At 68.4% G+C, this 12,333-nt stretch carries 12 protein-coding genes and 1 tRNA gene; 6 read left to right on the top strand and 7 right to left on the bottom strand.

Features of this window, described 5'->3' with window-relative positions; all coding sequences use genetic code 11:
- Nucleotides 1–69: 69 nt before the first annotated feature.
- A complete protein-coding gene (locus ACP7A5_RS08125; protein ID WP_426041445.1) occupies nucleotides 70–1,293 on the bottom strand; it encodes a cation:proton antiporter in 1,224 nt (407 codons plus the stop codon).
- Nucleotides 1,294–1,526: 233 nt separating this feature from the next.
- On the opposite strand from ACP7A5_RS08125, the gene gyrB reads away from it, so the two are divergent.
- Nucleotides 1,527–3,974, top strand: a complete 2,448-nt coding sequence (gene gyrB, locus ACP7A5_RS08130) for a DNA topoisomerase (ATP-hydrolyzing) subunit B (protein WP_426041446.1) — start codon at nucleotides 1,527–1,529, stop codon at nucleotides 3,972–3,974.
- A gap of 21 nt (nucleotides 3,975–3,995) precedes the next feature.
- On the opposite strand, the gene ACP7A5_RS08135 is transcribed toward gyrB, so the two are convergent.
- Nucleotides 3,996–4,499, bottom strand: coding sequence for a surface-adhesin E family protein (locus ACP7A5_RS08135; protein ID WP_426041447.1), 504 nt, complete (start codon nucleotides 4,497–4,499; stop codon nucleotides 3,996–3,998).
- A gap of 110 nt (nucleotides 4,500–4,609) precedes the next feature.
- Between ACP7A5_RS08135 and ACP7A5_RS08140 the strand changes: the two genes are divergently transcribed.
- Nucleotides 4,610–5,503, top strand: a complete 894-nt coding sequence (locus tag ACP7A5_RS08140) for an alpha/beta fold hydrolase (protein WP_426041448.1) — start codon at nucleotides 4,610–4,612, stop codon at nucleotides 5,501–5,503.
- A gap of 180 nt (nucleotides 5,504–5,683) precedes the next feature.
- On the opposite strand, the gene lysA is transcribed toward ACP7A5_RS08140, so the two are convergent.
- From lysA to argH, 3 genes are read right to left on the bottom strand one after another with little or no spacing between them, the layout of a single operon-like run.
- Complete coding sequence (gene lysA, locus ACP7A5_RS08145) at nucleotides 5,684–6,961, bottom strand: diaminopimelate decarboxylase (RefSeq protein ID WP_426041449.1); 1,278 nt, start codon at nucleotides 6,959–6,961, stop codon at nucleotides 5,684–5,686.
- A 3-nt stretch (nucleotides 6,962–6,964) separates the two neighbouring features.
- Nucleotides 6,965–7,204, bottom strand: coding sequence for a hypothetical protein (locus ACP7A5_RS08150; protein WP_303696658.1), 240 nt, complete (start codon nucleotides 7,202–7,204; stop codon nucleotides 6,965–6,967).
- Nucleotides 7,201–8,619: an argininosuccinate lyase gene (gene argH / locus ACP7A5_RS08155; protein WP_426041450.1), complete on the bottom strand. Its 1,419-nt coding sequence runs from the start codon at nucleotides 8,617–8,619 to the stop codon at nucleotides 7,201–7,203. Before argH ends, ACP7A5_RS08150 begins: the two co-directional genes overlap by 4 nt.
- On the opposite strand from argH, the gene ACP7A5_RS08160 reads away from it, so the two are divergent.
- The gene (locus ACP7A5_RS08160; protein ID WP_426041451.1) at nucleotides 8,618–9,250 is read left to right on the top strand and encodes a TlpA family protein disulfide reductase; all 633 of its coding nucleotides are present in this window, start codon (nucleotides 8,618–8,620) and stop codon (nucleotides 9,248–9,250) included. The genes argH and ACP7A5_RS08160 overlap by 2 nt on opposite strands.
- A 25-nt stretch (nucleotides 9,251–9,275) precedes the next feature.
- Here the strand turns inward: ACP7A5_RS08160 and ACP7A5_RS08165 are convergent, their stop codons facing one another.
- Entirely contained in the window at nucleotides 9,276–9,626 is a 351-nt protein-coding gene (locus tag ACP7A5_RS08165) for a hypothetical protein (RefSeq protein WP_426041452.1), read from the bottom strand.
- Between the two features lie 439 nt (nucleotides 9,627–10,065).
- Here ACP7A5_RS08165 and ACP7A5_RS08170 point away from each other — a divergent pair, with 439 nt between their 5' ends.
- Both ACP7A5_RS08170 and ACP7A5_RS08175 read left to right on the top strand, forming a co-directional pair.
- Nucleotides 10,066–10,416 (top strand): hypothetical protein, encoded by a 351-nt coding sequence (locus ACP7A5_RS08170; RefSeq protein ID WP_426041453.1) that lies wholly within the window; start codon nucleotides 10,066–10,068, stop codon nucleotides 10,414–10,416.
- The gene (locus tag ACP7A5_RS08175) at nucleotides 10,403–10,807 is read left to right on the top strand and encodes a MarR family transcriptional regulator (RefSeq protein ID WP_426037868.1); all 405 of its coding nucleotides are present in this window, start codon (nucleotides 10,403–10,405) and stop codon (nucleotides 10,805–10,807) included. Before ACP7A5_RS08170 ends, ACP7A5_RS08175 begins: the two co-directional genes overlap by 14 nt.
- Before the next feature lie 10 nt (nucleotides 10,808–10,817).
- Here the strand turns inward: ACP7A5_RS08175 and ACP7A5_RS08180 are convergent.
- Nucleotides 10,818–10,894: transfer RNA gene (locus ACP7A5_RS08180), tRNA-Met, on the bottom strand.
- Between the two features lie 195 nt (nucleotides 10,895–11,089).
- Here ACP7A5_RS08180 and ACP7A5_RS08185 point away from each other — a divergent pair.
- A complete protein-coding gene (locus ACP7A5_RS08185; protein ID WP_426041454.1) occupies nucleotides 11,090–12,322 on the top strand; it encodes a PQQ-dependent sugar dehydrogenase in 1,233 nt (410 codons plus the stop codon).
- Nucleotides 12,323–12,333 lie beyond the last annotated feature (11 nt).

Here is a 12,333-nt window from a genome sequence, read left to right on the forward strand (position 1 = left end):
GGGTCCCCCGGTCTGCGCCGCAAGGGCGGCTTGCCGGAGGATGACCAAAGGAAGGAAGCGAGGGTGAGGCTATGCCGTCGCCGGGTTGGCTTCGCCTTCGACGCGCGGGTTGGGCGGCTTGCCTCCGAGCCTGTCCATGACCAGGAAAACCAAGGGGTTGAGCGAGATCGACAGCAGGGCGGCGGCCAGGATGAGGTCGTGGGTCTCCTGTCGCAACGCCCCCAGCGACACTCCGACCGCGGCCAGGATGAAGGAGAATTCCCCGACCTGGGCCAGGCTGGCGGCGACGGTCAGGCCGGCAGCCCGGTCCAGACCGAAACTGTGGGTGATGGCCAGGGCGGCGAGGGTCTTGCCGACGATGACGATGGCCAGGACGCCCAGCACCGACAGGGGGCGCTCGACGAGGATCATCGGATCGAACAGCATGCCGACCGAGACGAAGAACAGGACGGCGAAGGCGTCGCGCAACGGCAGGGATCGCTCCGCCGCGTTATGCCCCAGCGGCGTCCCGTTCAGCACCAGCCCGGCCAGGAAGGCCCCGAGCGCGAACGAGTGGAACAGATGGTAGGCGATCCAGGCGATGCCGAGGGCGATGGCCAGGACGCCGAGGGTGAACAGTTCGCGCGACCGGGTATGGGCGATCCGCACCAGGATCCAGGGCAGGACCTTGCCGCCGACGAACAGCATGGCGACCACGAAGCCTGCGACCTTCAGCAGGGTCCAGCTGACGTTCAGGGCCAGGGCGGCCGGATCGACGACCTGGCCGTTGGTCAGGATGATCATCGGCAACATGACCAGGGCGATGACGATGACCAGGTCCTCGACGATCAGCCAGCCGACCGCGATGCGCCCGACCTCGCCCTTGTTCTGGCGGCGCTCCTCCAGCGCCCGCATCAGGACGACGGTGGAGGCGACCGACAGGGCGAACCCCATGAGCAATCCCTCCATGTCCGACATGCCCATGGCGAAACGGCCGAGCGCCCAGCCGAGCACCGTCGCGGAGGCGATCTGCACCAGGGCCCCCGGAATGGCGACCTTCCTGACCTTCATCAGGTCCGCGGGCGAGAAATGCAGACCCACGCCGAACATCAGCAGGATGACGCCGATCTCCGCCAACTGGGGCGCCAGGGTGGTGTCGGCCACGAAACCGATGGTGTGGGGACCCACCGCGATGCCCGCCACCAGATAGCCGACCAAGGGCGACAGCTTCAGCCGATTGGCGATCATGCCGAACACGAAAGCCATCACGAAGCCGGCGACCAGGGTGGAAATCAGGCTGTCGGCATGCGGCATCGGCGCTCCCGGATAGGGCTGGTGTGTCTCTCGATGGGTGAACGCCAGATATTGGGTCTCAACCGGTGAGGGACAAGGCCGCAAAACGTCCTGATCGCTCGCTTTTCGCCTGCGAATTCCTATATAAACGACGTATCCGGGCGGCCTGAATTGGTCGCCGGGCAAATGCCATTTCTCAGCGGGTTGGACGGCGCAGGGCGCGGTCCGCGACGCCCGCGTCTCCGGACGATTGAATGACCGACGAACCCCTGAGCGCACGCACCGAAGACACGGCCGAAGAGGCCGCCTATGGCGCGGAATCCATCAAGGTTCTCAAGGGCCTGGACGCGGTGCGCAAACGCCCTGGAATGTATATCGGCGATACCGACGACGGGTCCGGCCTGCACCACATGGTGTACGAGGTCGTCGACAACGCCATCGACGAGGCCCTGGCCGGTCACGCCGACCTGGTCGAGGTCATCCTGAACGCCGACGGCTCGGTCACCGTGACCGACAACGGCCGCGGCATCCCGGTCGACATCCATGCCGAGGAGGGCGTGTCCGCCGCCGAGGTCATCATGACCCAGCTGCACGCGGGCGGGAAGTTCGACCAGAACTCCTACAAGGTCTCCGGCGGCCTGCACGGCGTCGGCGTGTCCGTGGTCAACGCCCTGTCCGACTGGCTGAAGCTGGTGATCTTCCGCAACGGCCAGCGCCACGAGATGCGGTTCGAGCGCGGCGACACGGTCGAGAGCCTGCGCGTCACCGGCGAAGCCCCCATGCGCGACAACGGCAAGGTTCTCAGCGGCACCCAGGTGACCTTCTACCCCTCGATCACGACCTTCGCCCACATCGACTTCGACCTGAAGACGCTGGAGCATCGCCTGCGGGAGCTGGCCTTCCTGAACTCGGGCGTTGTCATCAAGCTGCAAGACCATCGCCATGCCGAAGCCGTCGATATCCTGCTGCATTACGAGGGTGGCGTGGAGGCCTTCGTGCGCCACCTGGACAAGTCCAAGACGCCGCTCCTGAAGGACGTCATCGTCATTCGCGGCAAGAAGGACAATATCGAGATCGACCTGGCCCTGTGGTGGAACGATTCCTACCACGAGACCATGCTGTGCTTCACCAACAACATCCCGCAACGGGATGGCGGCACCCACCTCTCGGCTTTTCGCGCCAGCCTGACCCGCGTCATGGGCGCCTATATCGAGAGCTCCGGCGCCGGCAAGAAGGAGAAGGTCTCCGTCACCGGCGAGGACGCGCGCGAAGGTCTGACCTGCGTCCTGTCGGTCAAGGTGCCGGATCCCAAATTCAGCTCCCAGACCAAGGACAAGCTGGTCTCGTCCGAGGTGCGGCCGGCGGTCGAGGGGCTCTGCTCCGAAGGGCTGGCACAATGGTTCGAGGAACATCCGCTGGAGGCCAAACAGGTCGTCGGCAAGATTATCGAGGCGGCCTCGGCGCGAGAAGCGGCCCGCAAGGCGCGCGACCTGACCCGGCGCAAGTCGGCGCTGGAAATCTCCAGCCTGCCCGGCAAGCTGGCCGACTGTCAGGAGCGCGATCCCGCCAAGTCCGAACTGTTCATCGTCGAGGGCGATTCCGCCGGCGGCTCGGCCAAACAGGCGCGCAACCGCGAGAACCAGGCCGTCCTGCCGCTGCGCGGCAAGATCCTCAACGTCGAGCGCGCCCGGTTCGACCGGATGCTGTCGTCCGAACTGATCGGAACCCTGATCCTGGCGCTCGGCACCGGCATCGGGCGTGACGACTTCAACGCCGACAAGCTGCGTTACCACAAGATCATCCTGATGGCCGACGCCGACGTCGACGGCGCCCACATCCGGACCCTGCTGCTGACCTTCTTCTATCGCCAGATGCCGGAGCTGATCACACGCGGCCACGTCTATATCGCCCAGCCGCCGCTCTACAAAGTCGCCAAGGGCAAGCAGAGCCGGTACCTCAAGGACCAGTCCGAGATGGACTCCTACCTGATCGAGGAAGGGTCATCGGAGGCCGAGCTGGACCTGTCGAACGGCGAACGCCGGATGGGTCTCGATCTGCAGTCCCTGGTGCGTGACGCCAAGGCCTATAGCGCCAGCGTCGACCGTTTGAGCCAGCGCGCTCCGGCCTTCGCCATCGAACAGGCGGCCCTGGCCCGTCTGTTCGCCGATGAGGCCGACATGGCCGGGGTGTCCGCCGCTGCGGCCGCGCGGCTGAACCTCTATGCCGAGGAAGGCGACGGGGCGTGGACGGGCGAGCCCGGAGAGCAGGGCGCCGTGGTCTTCACCCGATCACGCCGCGCGGTGCAGGAGACCATCGTGCTGGAAGAGGCGCTGATCCGCTCGCTGGACGCGCGTCGCCTGGCCGAACGGGCGAGTGCGTTCGAGGGCGTGTTCGCGGCGCCCGCCACCTATCGCCGCAAGGACAAGTCGACGACGATCCGGGGTCCGCTCGACCTGCTCAACGCCGTGCTCGACGCCGGCAAGAAGGGCCTGTCGATCCAGCGCTACAAGGGTCTGGGCGAGATGAACCCCGAACAGCTGTGGGAGACGACGCTGGACGTCAATGCCCGCACCCTGCTGCGCGTACAGGTCGACCACGCCGATGACGCCGACGATCTGTTCGCCAAGCTGATGGGCGACGTGGTCGAGCCGCGGCGCGAGTTCATCCAGGAAAACGCCCTGGACGCCGCCGTCGACGTCTGACGGCGACGTCCAGGATCGGTCTCAGGGCCGGCCCGCGTCGATATAGGCCTTCACGCTCGCATAGGACGGCGGCGAGGGGCGCATGTCCTCGCAGCTGATCTCGCGGATGGCGTCGTCGAAGCTGTCGGGGGCGATCGATTCCCACGGCTCCTCGGTGTCGTAGGGTTCCTCGGGCACGCCATCCGCGAAGGCGTCGCTCGAGGTGGCGACATGCGACTGACGGCCGTTGCAGCGAATGCCGAACTGGTCGACCGTATGGGAATAGTCGCCGGCGGTCGTCTCCATGGGCACGCGGGCGACCATGACCGTCAGCTCGTCGCCGGTCCGGACGACGCTGTTCACATCGATCAGATAGTGTTTCGCCTCGGCGCGAGAGAAGGCCCACCATTCGGGCCCGGTGGCTTCCTGAACCGGCGCGGGGGCGCCGCCCGGCACCTCTTCCTGAGGCGGCACCGTCTGGGCCTGCGCCGCAGCGGCCCCGAAAATTACCATGGCGGTCGCGATCGCGTATTTCCGGATAGTCATAGTCGCCTCCCCAGACGGACACTTGTCTGCCATATTTCGCGCCGTTGCGAAGCGAAGATCAAGGGTCGACCGGTCAACCCTTTGCCCACTTCCCCGTTCAGGGTCCTGACATGTTGCGCGCCCTGATCATCTCACTCGCCCTGTTCCTCCTCCCGACTGTCGCCGAGGCGCAGTCGAGCGGGTCGTTCCGATCCGACCGGCTGGTCGTCACGGTCCGGGGCGAGGGGCCCGACGTGATCCTGATCCCCGGCCTGGCCTCGACCAGTGACGTCTGGGCGCGGACGGCGAACCGGCTCGATGATCGTTACAGGGTGCACCTCGTGTCGATCCGGGGCTTCGGCAACGTCCCGGCCGGGGCGAACATGGACGGGGCGCTGGTGGCGCCGGTGGCGGCGGAGCTGCGGCGCTACATCGCCTCGCAGGGCCTGCGACGCCCTGCGGTCATCGGTCATTCGATGGGCGGGCTGGTGGCGCTCAGGGCCGCCGCCGACGCCGGGCGGGACCGACGCGGCGGCCAGTTCGGCCGGGTCATGGTGGTGGACGCCACCCCCTTCTTCCCCTCCCTGATCAGTCCGGGCGCGACGGTCGGAGATGTCGAACCCCTGGCCCAGATCGCCTATCAGGCCCTGCTGTTCCTCGGCGACGAGGCCTTGCGGACGCAGGGAACCCTGCTGGGCGAACAGCTCGGCGGCGCGGCCGACAGCGTGTTCGGGACTCTCGGCTGGCAGGGCGGCGACCGTCAGGTGCTGGCCCAGGGCCTCTACGAGGTCATGACCACGGACCTGCGCAGTCGTTTGCCGGACATCGCGGCGCCGGTGACCGTCGTCTATGGCTGGAGCGCAGACGGGAACTCGCCGCGCGCCCATCTGGATGCCCTGTTCGCCGCCGGCTACCGCAACCTGCGCGCGCCCGCCCGGTTCGAACGGATCGAGGGCGCCGAACACATGGTCATGATCGACCAGCCGACGCGGTTCCTGGCGGCGGTGACGCGGTTTCTGGGATAGCGGGCATGGAATTGAGGAACACGAACTGGGTCCATGTGGCCATTCTGGTTGTCTGCGGGGTCGCTATCGCCGCGGTCGCCACGGCCTATGGGTTCACGCCCCTTCAGACCCTCGCTTCTGGCTTGGCGCTGTGCGGCGCGTTCGCCTTGTTTCTGGTCCTTACAAGAAAGCGCTAGGCAACTAAGCCAGCCACTCCGCCGTGGTCTCGCGGGCCAGCATCTCCTCATACGTCGGCCGCGCCCGGACAACGGCCATGCGGTCGCCGTCGACCAACACCTCGGGCACGAGCGGGCGGGAGTTGTATTCGCTCGACATGACCGCGCCGTAGGCGCCGGCGCCGGTGAAGACGACGAGGTCGCCGGCCTGCAGCGGGGCGAGCGAACGGCCGCGCGCGAAGGTGTCGCCGGTCTCGCAGACGGGACCGACGATGTCATAGACGACTTCGGCGCCCTCGCGCGGGACCACGGGCTTCACCTCGTGGAAGGCGTCGTACATGGCCGGGCGCATCAGGTCGTTCATGGCCGCGTCCAGCACCAGGAATTTTCGGCCGTCTGCCCGTTCGGTGACCTGGATGACCCGGGTCAGCAGGACCCCGGCATTGGCGGCCAGCAGGCGGCCCGGCTCGAACGCCGCCTCGACGTTCAGGCCGTCCAGCACGCGGGCGACCATGGCGGCGTAGTCGGCGGGCGAGGCCGTCTTCGCTCCGCGGGTGTAGGGCACGCCAAGGCCGCCGCCGAGGTCGATGCGGGTCACCGGCAGCCCCTGCTGACGCAGGGTCTCGGTCAGTTTGCGTAACAGGCTGAAGGCGGCCTCCAGCGGCGCCAGGTCGGTGATCTGGCTGCCGATATGGCAGGCCAGCGCCACCGGGTTCAGGTGCGGGCTGGCGGCGGCGCGGGCGTAGAGAGCCATCGCCTCGTCGGCCGGGACGCCGAACTTGTCGCCCTCTCCGCCCGTGGTGATCTTGGCATGGCCGCCGGCGCCGATCCTGGGGTTCACCCGGATGGCGACGTCGGGCTTGGCGCCCTTCGCATCGGCGATGGCGATGAGGCGGTCGAGTTCGGGCACGCTCTCGACATTGATCTGGCGCACCCCGACGTCCAGGGCGAAGGCCAGTTCGGCGTCGGTCTTGCCCACGCCCGAGAAGATGATGCGGTCGCCCGGGATGCCCGCCTTGAGCGCGCGCCGGATCTCGCCCTGCGACACCGTATCGGCGCCGCAGCCGAGACGGGCCAGGGTCGCCAGCACCGACAGGTTGGAATTCGACTTCACCGCGAAGGCGATCAGACTGTCGCCCAGCACCGACGGATGGGCGTCCAGCGCCTCGCGCAGAACCCGGTAATGCCGCGTCAGGGTGGCGCTCGAATAGACGTAGACCGGCGTGCCCACCTCGACCGCCAGAGTGGTCAGGTCGACGCCCTCGGCGTGGAGGGCGCCGTCCCTGAGTTCGAAGTGATCCAAGACCTATTGAGGCTCGCGACCGGCGGCGGTGCCGCCGATGGGGTTAGAGGGGCCGCCGTCGATCGGCATCTGGCTGGACGGACGGTTGATCGTCGCCGGGTCGGGCAGGGCCGGGGCGCGGGCGTCGCGCGGCGCGCGCTCGGTCTGGCGCGGGGCCGGACTCTCCAGGTCGGCCATCCGGCCGCAGCCGGCGGCGGCGACAGCGAGAATGGCGAGGGCGCCGAGGGTGAGGACCTTGGTCATGACAGTCGGACTTTCCAATCGGCGATGCGCGCGCGGACCTGTTCCGGCGCGGTTCCCCCGAAACTCTGGCGGCTGGCGCAGGAGGCCTCAGGCGTGAGCACCTTGTAAACGGCTTCGGTGACGCCGGGATGCAGGCTCTGCAATTCGGCGAGCGGCAGTTGCGCCAGACCCACGCCCAGCTGTTCCGCCCGCTTCACCGCCGCGCCTGTAACATGGTGCGCCTGGCGGAACGGCAGGTCAGCCTCGCGCACGAGCCAGTCGGCCAGATCGGTGGCGGTGGAGAAGCCCCAGCCCGCGGCCTCGGCCATCCGTTCCGTGTTCGGACGGAAGGCGCTGACCATGGCGGTCATGGCGGTCAGGGCCAGGTCGAGGGCGTCCATGGCCTCGAACACCGGCGGCTTGTCCTCCTGCATGTCCTTGGAATAGGCGAGCGGCAGGCCCTTCATCACGGTCGACAGGGCGACGAACGATCCCACGATCCGGCCGGTCTTGGCGCGGACCAGTTCGGCGGCGTCGGGGTTGCGCTTCTGCGGCATGATCGACGAGCCGGTGGTCAGGTCGTCGGGCAGGGAGACGAAACCGAACATCGGCGTCATCCAGATCACGATCTCCTCGGCCAGACGCGACAGGTGGCCGGCGGTGATCGAGGCGGCGGCCAGGGTCTCCAGCGCGAAATCACGGTCCGAGACGGCGTCCAGCGAATTGCCCATCGGCCGGTCGAAGCCGAGCGCGGCCGCCGTCGCATGGCGGTCGATGGGGAAGGGCGAGCCGGCCAGGGCGGCGGCGCCGAGCGGGCTCTCGTTCATGCGGGTTCGGGCGTCGGAGAACCGGCCCGCGTCGCGACCGGCCATCTCGACATAGGCCATCAGGTGGTGGCCGAGTGTGACCGGCTGGGCCGTCTGTAGATGGGTGAAGCCGGGCATCAGGTCTCCGGCATGCTGTTCGGCGCGGGCCAGAAGAGCGCGCTGCAGGGCCTGCAGCTGTTCCACCGACCGGTCGCAGGCGTCCCGAACCCACAGGCGGAAGTCGACGGCGACCTGATCGTTGCGGCTGCGGGCCGTGTGCAGACGGCCCGACGGCTCGCCGATCAGCTCCGACAGCCGGGCCTCCACGTTCAGGTGGATGTCCTCGTATTCGTCGCGGAAGGGGAAGGTCCCGGCCTCGATCTCGGCCTGGATCGTGTCGAGACCACCGAGGATGGCTGCGCCGTCCTGCGCCGTCACGATGCCCTGGTCGATCAGCATGCGGCAATGCGCCCGCGAGCCGCGCAGATCCTGTGCCCACAGGCGTTGGTCGACGCCGATGGAGACGTTGATCGCCTGCATGATGTCGGCGGGCTTGGCGGAAAAGCGTCCGCCCCATAGGGTCTGCCCGGCCGGGGCCGTAGTGTGGGCCGGGTCTTTGGAGTTGGGCATGAGCGGCTCGAAAAGGGGCGTCTGGATCGTGGGAGCGTCGGCGCTGGCGGTCGTCGCCGGCGGAGCGGTCGGCACCCTATACGCCATGCACGCCGGTCCTTTCAAAGCCGAGGCGCCCGCGGTGGCCGAAAAGAGCGAACTGGCCCGGTTCGCGGTCGGCTCGCTGGCCGCCCTGGACACGCCGGCCGCCCTGAACGCTGCGCCCGACTATGTCTTCAAGACCCGCGACGGCGCCGACGTCCGTTTTGCCGATTTCCGGGGCAAGGTGGTTCTGGTCAATCTGTGGGCCATGTGGTGTGCCCCGTGCCGCACCGAGATGCCGACGATCGCGGCCCTGGCCTCAGCCTATCCGGGCGGCAATCTGGTGGTGCTGCCGATCAATGTCGACACGGGCGCGGACCCGGTGGCCGACGCGAAGAGCTTCATCGACGTGCACGAGCCGCTGCCCTTCTACGGCGATCCGAAATTCCAGCTGCCGTTCGAGTTTCCGGGCAAGGGCAAGATGCCCCAGACGATCCTGCTGGACCGTCAGGGCCGGATCCGCGCCGCCTTCGCCGGAGAAGCCGACTGGAACAGCCCCGAGGCGAAGGCCTTGATCGACGCGGTGCTGGCGGAGCCGCTGTCTTCCTAGGTCCCTGTCGCCCGCTGCTGAACGCTTACTGCGCCGGGGCCGGGACGCGCTGATCTGTCGTCGGGTTGACTGCGCCCGGGCGACCATCGGCGGCGGCCTCGGCCTGATTGGCTTCCAGACGATCGGCGACATTGCCGGCGCCGGTCTCCACGGCCTGGGCCGCCTTCATCGCGCCGGACTCGATCACTTCACCGGCCTGGGCGGCGACGACGCCAGCCCTGTCGGCGGCCTCCGAGGCCGTGACCCCGGCGTTGTCGGCGGCGACCTCCGCCTTGGCTTCGGTGTTCTCCTGTTCAGTCTCGGTGCAGGCGACGACGCCCAGCGACAGGGCGGCAACGGCGGAGACAGCCAGAAGCGACGGAATGCGAATGGTCATTGGGGAGCCCTCGGATAGCGTTGAACCTTTGCCGTGAACGCCGGTCGCCATGATCGGTTGCGGCGATGGTGCGGCGCAGCACCAGAGGCGCGGTTACGGCCCCGCGAACCGGGGCCGGCGTTCGTGTTGGTTCCGGGCGCCTTGGTGCGCCTCGCCATGGCCGTGCTTCCGGTCGGTCAGCCGGCGGGCTGCCGCTGGCGCAGGCGGCGCCAGGGGCTGCGGCTCTTCAGCGCAAGGGCAGACGTCGGGCTTGGCCGCTCTGCGGTCCCGTCCCGCGGGCAGGGGCTTTGAGCGGGGTTCTACTGCAGATAGGCGAGGCCCTGACGAAACCTGATAGCGGCGCCCAAACCTTACAACGAAGTATGATTTTCGACATTGTGGGACCACGATTTCGACCTGTTCTGCCGCCGTGGCCGAACACGGAAAGATGGGATCCGGCATGATCAATCCTGTACGAACGGAACTGCTGGAATGGATCCAGGCCAGTATCGGCTGGGCCGTGATGGCGACCCGCGCCGCCAGGTCGGTCGCGCCGTCTGCTGCGATCGCCAACACCCCTGCCGCCCGGGCTCGGGCGCATACATTGCGCCTTCGCGCGACGATCACGATCGACATCGACGCCCATGATGCCGAAGACGCAGAACGCCAGTCGGAGGCCGTTCGCGGCCAGTTCGAGATGGTCAAGCGCATCCACCCGACTGCGGCCCTCGCCTTCCAGCGCCGGAAACCCCGCGCCGGTCGTCGCCCCCCGGCGCCGGCTCTGGTGGTCGCGCCCTATGCCGATGACTGAGACCGGCGGCCGGCGAAGAAACACGCTGCTGGCCGGACTGGTCCTGCTGAAGAAGCTGGCGCCCGACATCACTCAGTCGGAGATTCTGGCCTTCCTCTATGTGGCCGAGAATCCCGGCGTGCGGGTCAAGGAATTGGCCGCCCTGATGGAGACGACCGAGGCGACAGCGTCCCGCGCGTCGCGATCCTTGCTGGACGCCGGCGAACCGGGTGCTCGGGCGCCTGGTCGCGGCTGGCTGCTGATGGCGTCGAACGGGCGCGAGGCGGTGTCGCGCCACCTCTATCTGACCGAGGCCGGGGTCGAGCTGGTCCAGCGACTGGACGGCCTGATCGAGAGCGCCAGACCCATCGGCATCCGTGCGGCGCCGACCGACCTGAGGGTCCGCAGATAGGGGAATGCGCTGGTGGCTGGAGGCGGGATCGAACCGCCGACCTGTGGGTTATGAATCCACCGCTCTAACCATCTGAGCTACCCAGCCCAGCGCATCGGTCGTCTTCAGGCCGGTGCCGGATGACGCGAGAGGCGTGCGTATATCGTCGCGGCCCCTCCGGTTCAAGTGAGTTGAACAGCCGGTGTGTTCTGCGACTTGCTGTCACGTGGAAGCGGGGGCAGGAACGGCGGAGCTTGTGCGCCGTTTCTGGGCGGTCGCGCCCCTGTCAGACCCGGAGTTCCCATGCGCCCGATCGTCCTCGCCGCCGCCTCATCCTTTCTCATGCTGGGCGCCGCCTGCGGGGCCAACGGCCAGACTGGACAGGCCGCCGCGCCCGGAGCGCCCGTCGAGACCCGCCCAGCCAACGGCGTCAGCCAGACCCCCGCCTTCGCCGGCCAGACCCGCGCGCCGGGCGTCCAGACGCAGGGCACGCTGAGGCACGCCGTGGTGGCGTCTGGCCTCGTGCATCCCTGGGGCATGGCCCTGCTGCCCGACGGAGACTGGCTGGTGACCGAGCGTCCGGGCCGCCTGCGGATCGTCAGCGCCCAGGGCCAGGTCGGGGCGCCAATCACGGGTCTGCCCGCTGTCGACGCGCGCGGTCAGGGCGGGCTGCTCGACGTAATCCTGTCGCCGGGCTTCGCAACCGACCGGACGATCTTCTGGAGCTATGCCGAACCGCGCGAGGGCGGCAACGCCACCTCGGTCGCGCGCGGCGTGCTGGCGGAAGACGGCGTCTCCGTCGGAAATGTTCAGGTCATCTTCCGCGCCCTGCCGACCTATGACGGGGACAAGCATTTCGGCTCCTCGCTGGCCTTCGACCCGGCGGGCCATCTCTTCATCACCCTGGGCGAGCGGTCCGACGCGCCGATGCGGCCCCAGGCCCAGCAGCTCGACAGTCATATGGGCAAGGTCATCCGCATCAATGCGGACGGGTCGGTCCCGCAGGACAATCCGTTCGTCGGTCAGGCCGGCGCCCTGCCCGAGATCTGGTCGCTGGGGCACCGGAACGTGCAGGGCATCGCGGTCCAGCCGGGCACGGGCGCGGTCTGGACCATCGAACACGGCACGCGCGGCGGCGACGAACTGAACCGGCCGCAGGCCGGCAGGAACTACGGCTGGCCCATCATCGCCTATGGCGTCGAATACCGCGGCGCCCCGATCAACGAGGGGATCACGGCGCGGGCTGGTCTGGAGCAGCCGGTCTACTACTGGGATCCGGTGATCGCGCCGGGCGGCCAGGCCTTCTATTCCGGCGCGATGTTCCCGGGCTGGCAGGGCAATTTGCTGATCGCCGGGCTGGGCGGCAAGTCGCTGACCCGGCTGGTGCTGGACGGCGACCGCGTGGTCGGCGAGGAGCGGCTGCTGACCGGTCTCGGCGAGCGTATCCGCGACGTCGCCGTGGGGCCGGACGGCGCGGTCTGGGTCATCACCGACGAGGATGACGGCAAGCTGGTGCGGCTGGCGACCGCAAGCTGATCCCTCTCCCG

The sequence above is a fragment of the Brevundimonas sp. TWP2-3-4b1 genome, assembly GCF_049897665.1.
In the GTDB taxonomy this organism is placed as follows: domain Bacteria; phylum Pseudomonadota; class Alphaproteobacteria; order Caulobacterales; family Caulobacteraceae; genus Brevundimonas; species Brevundimonas subvibrioides_B.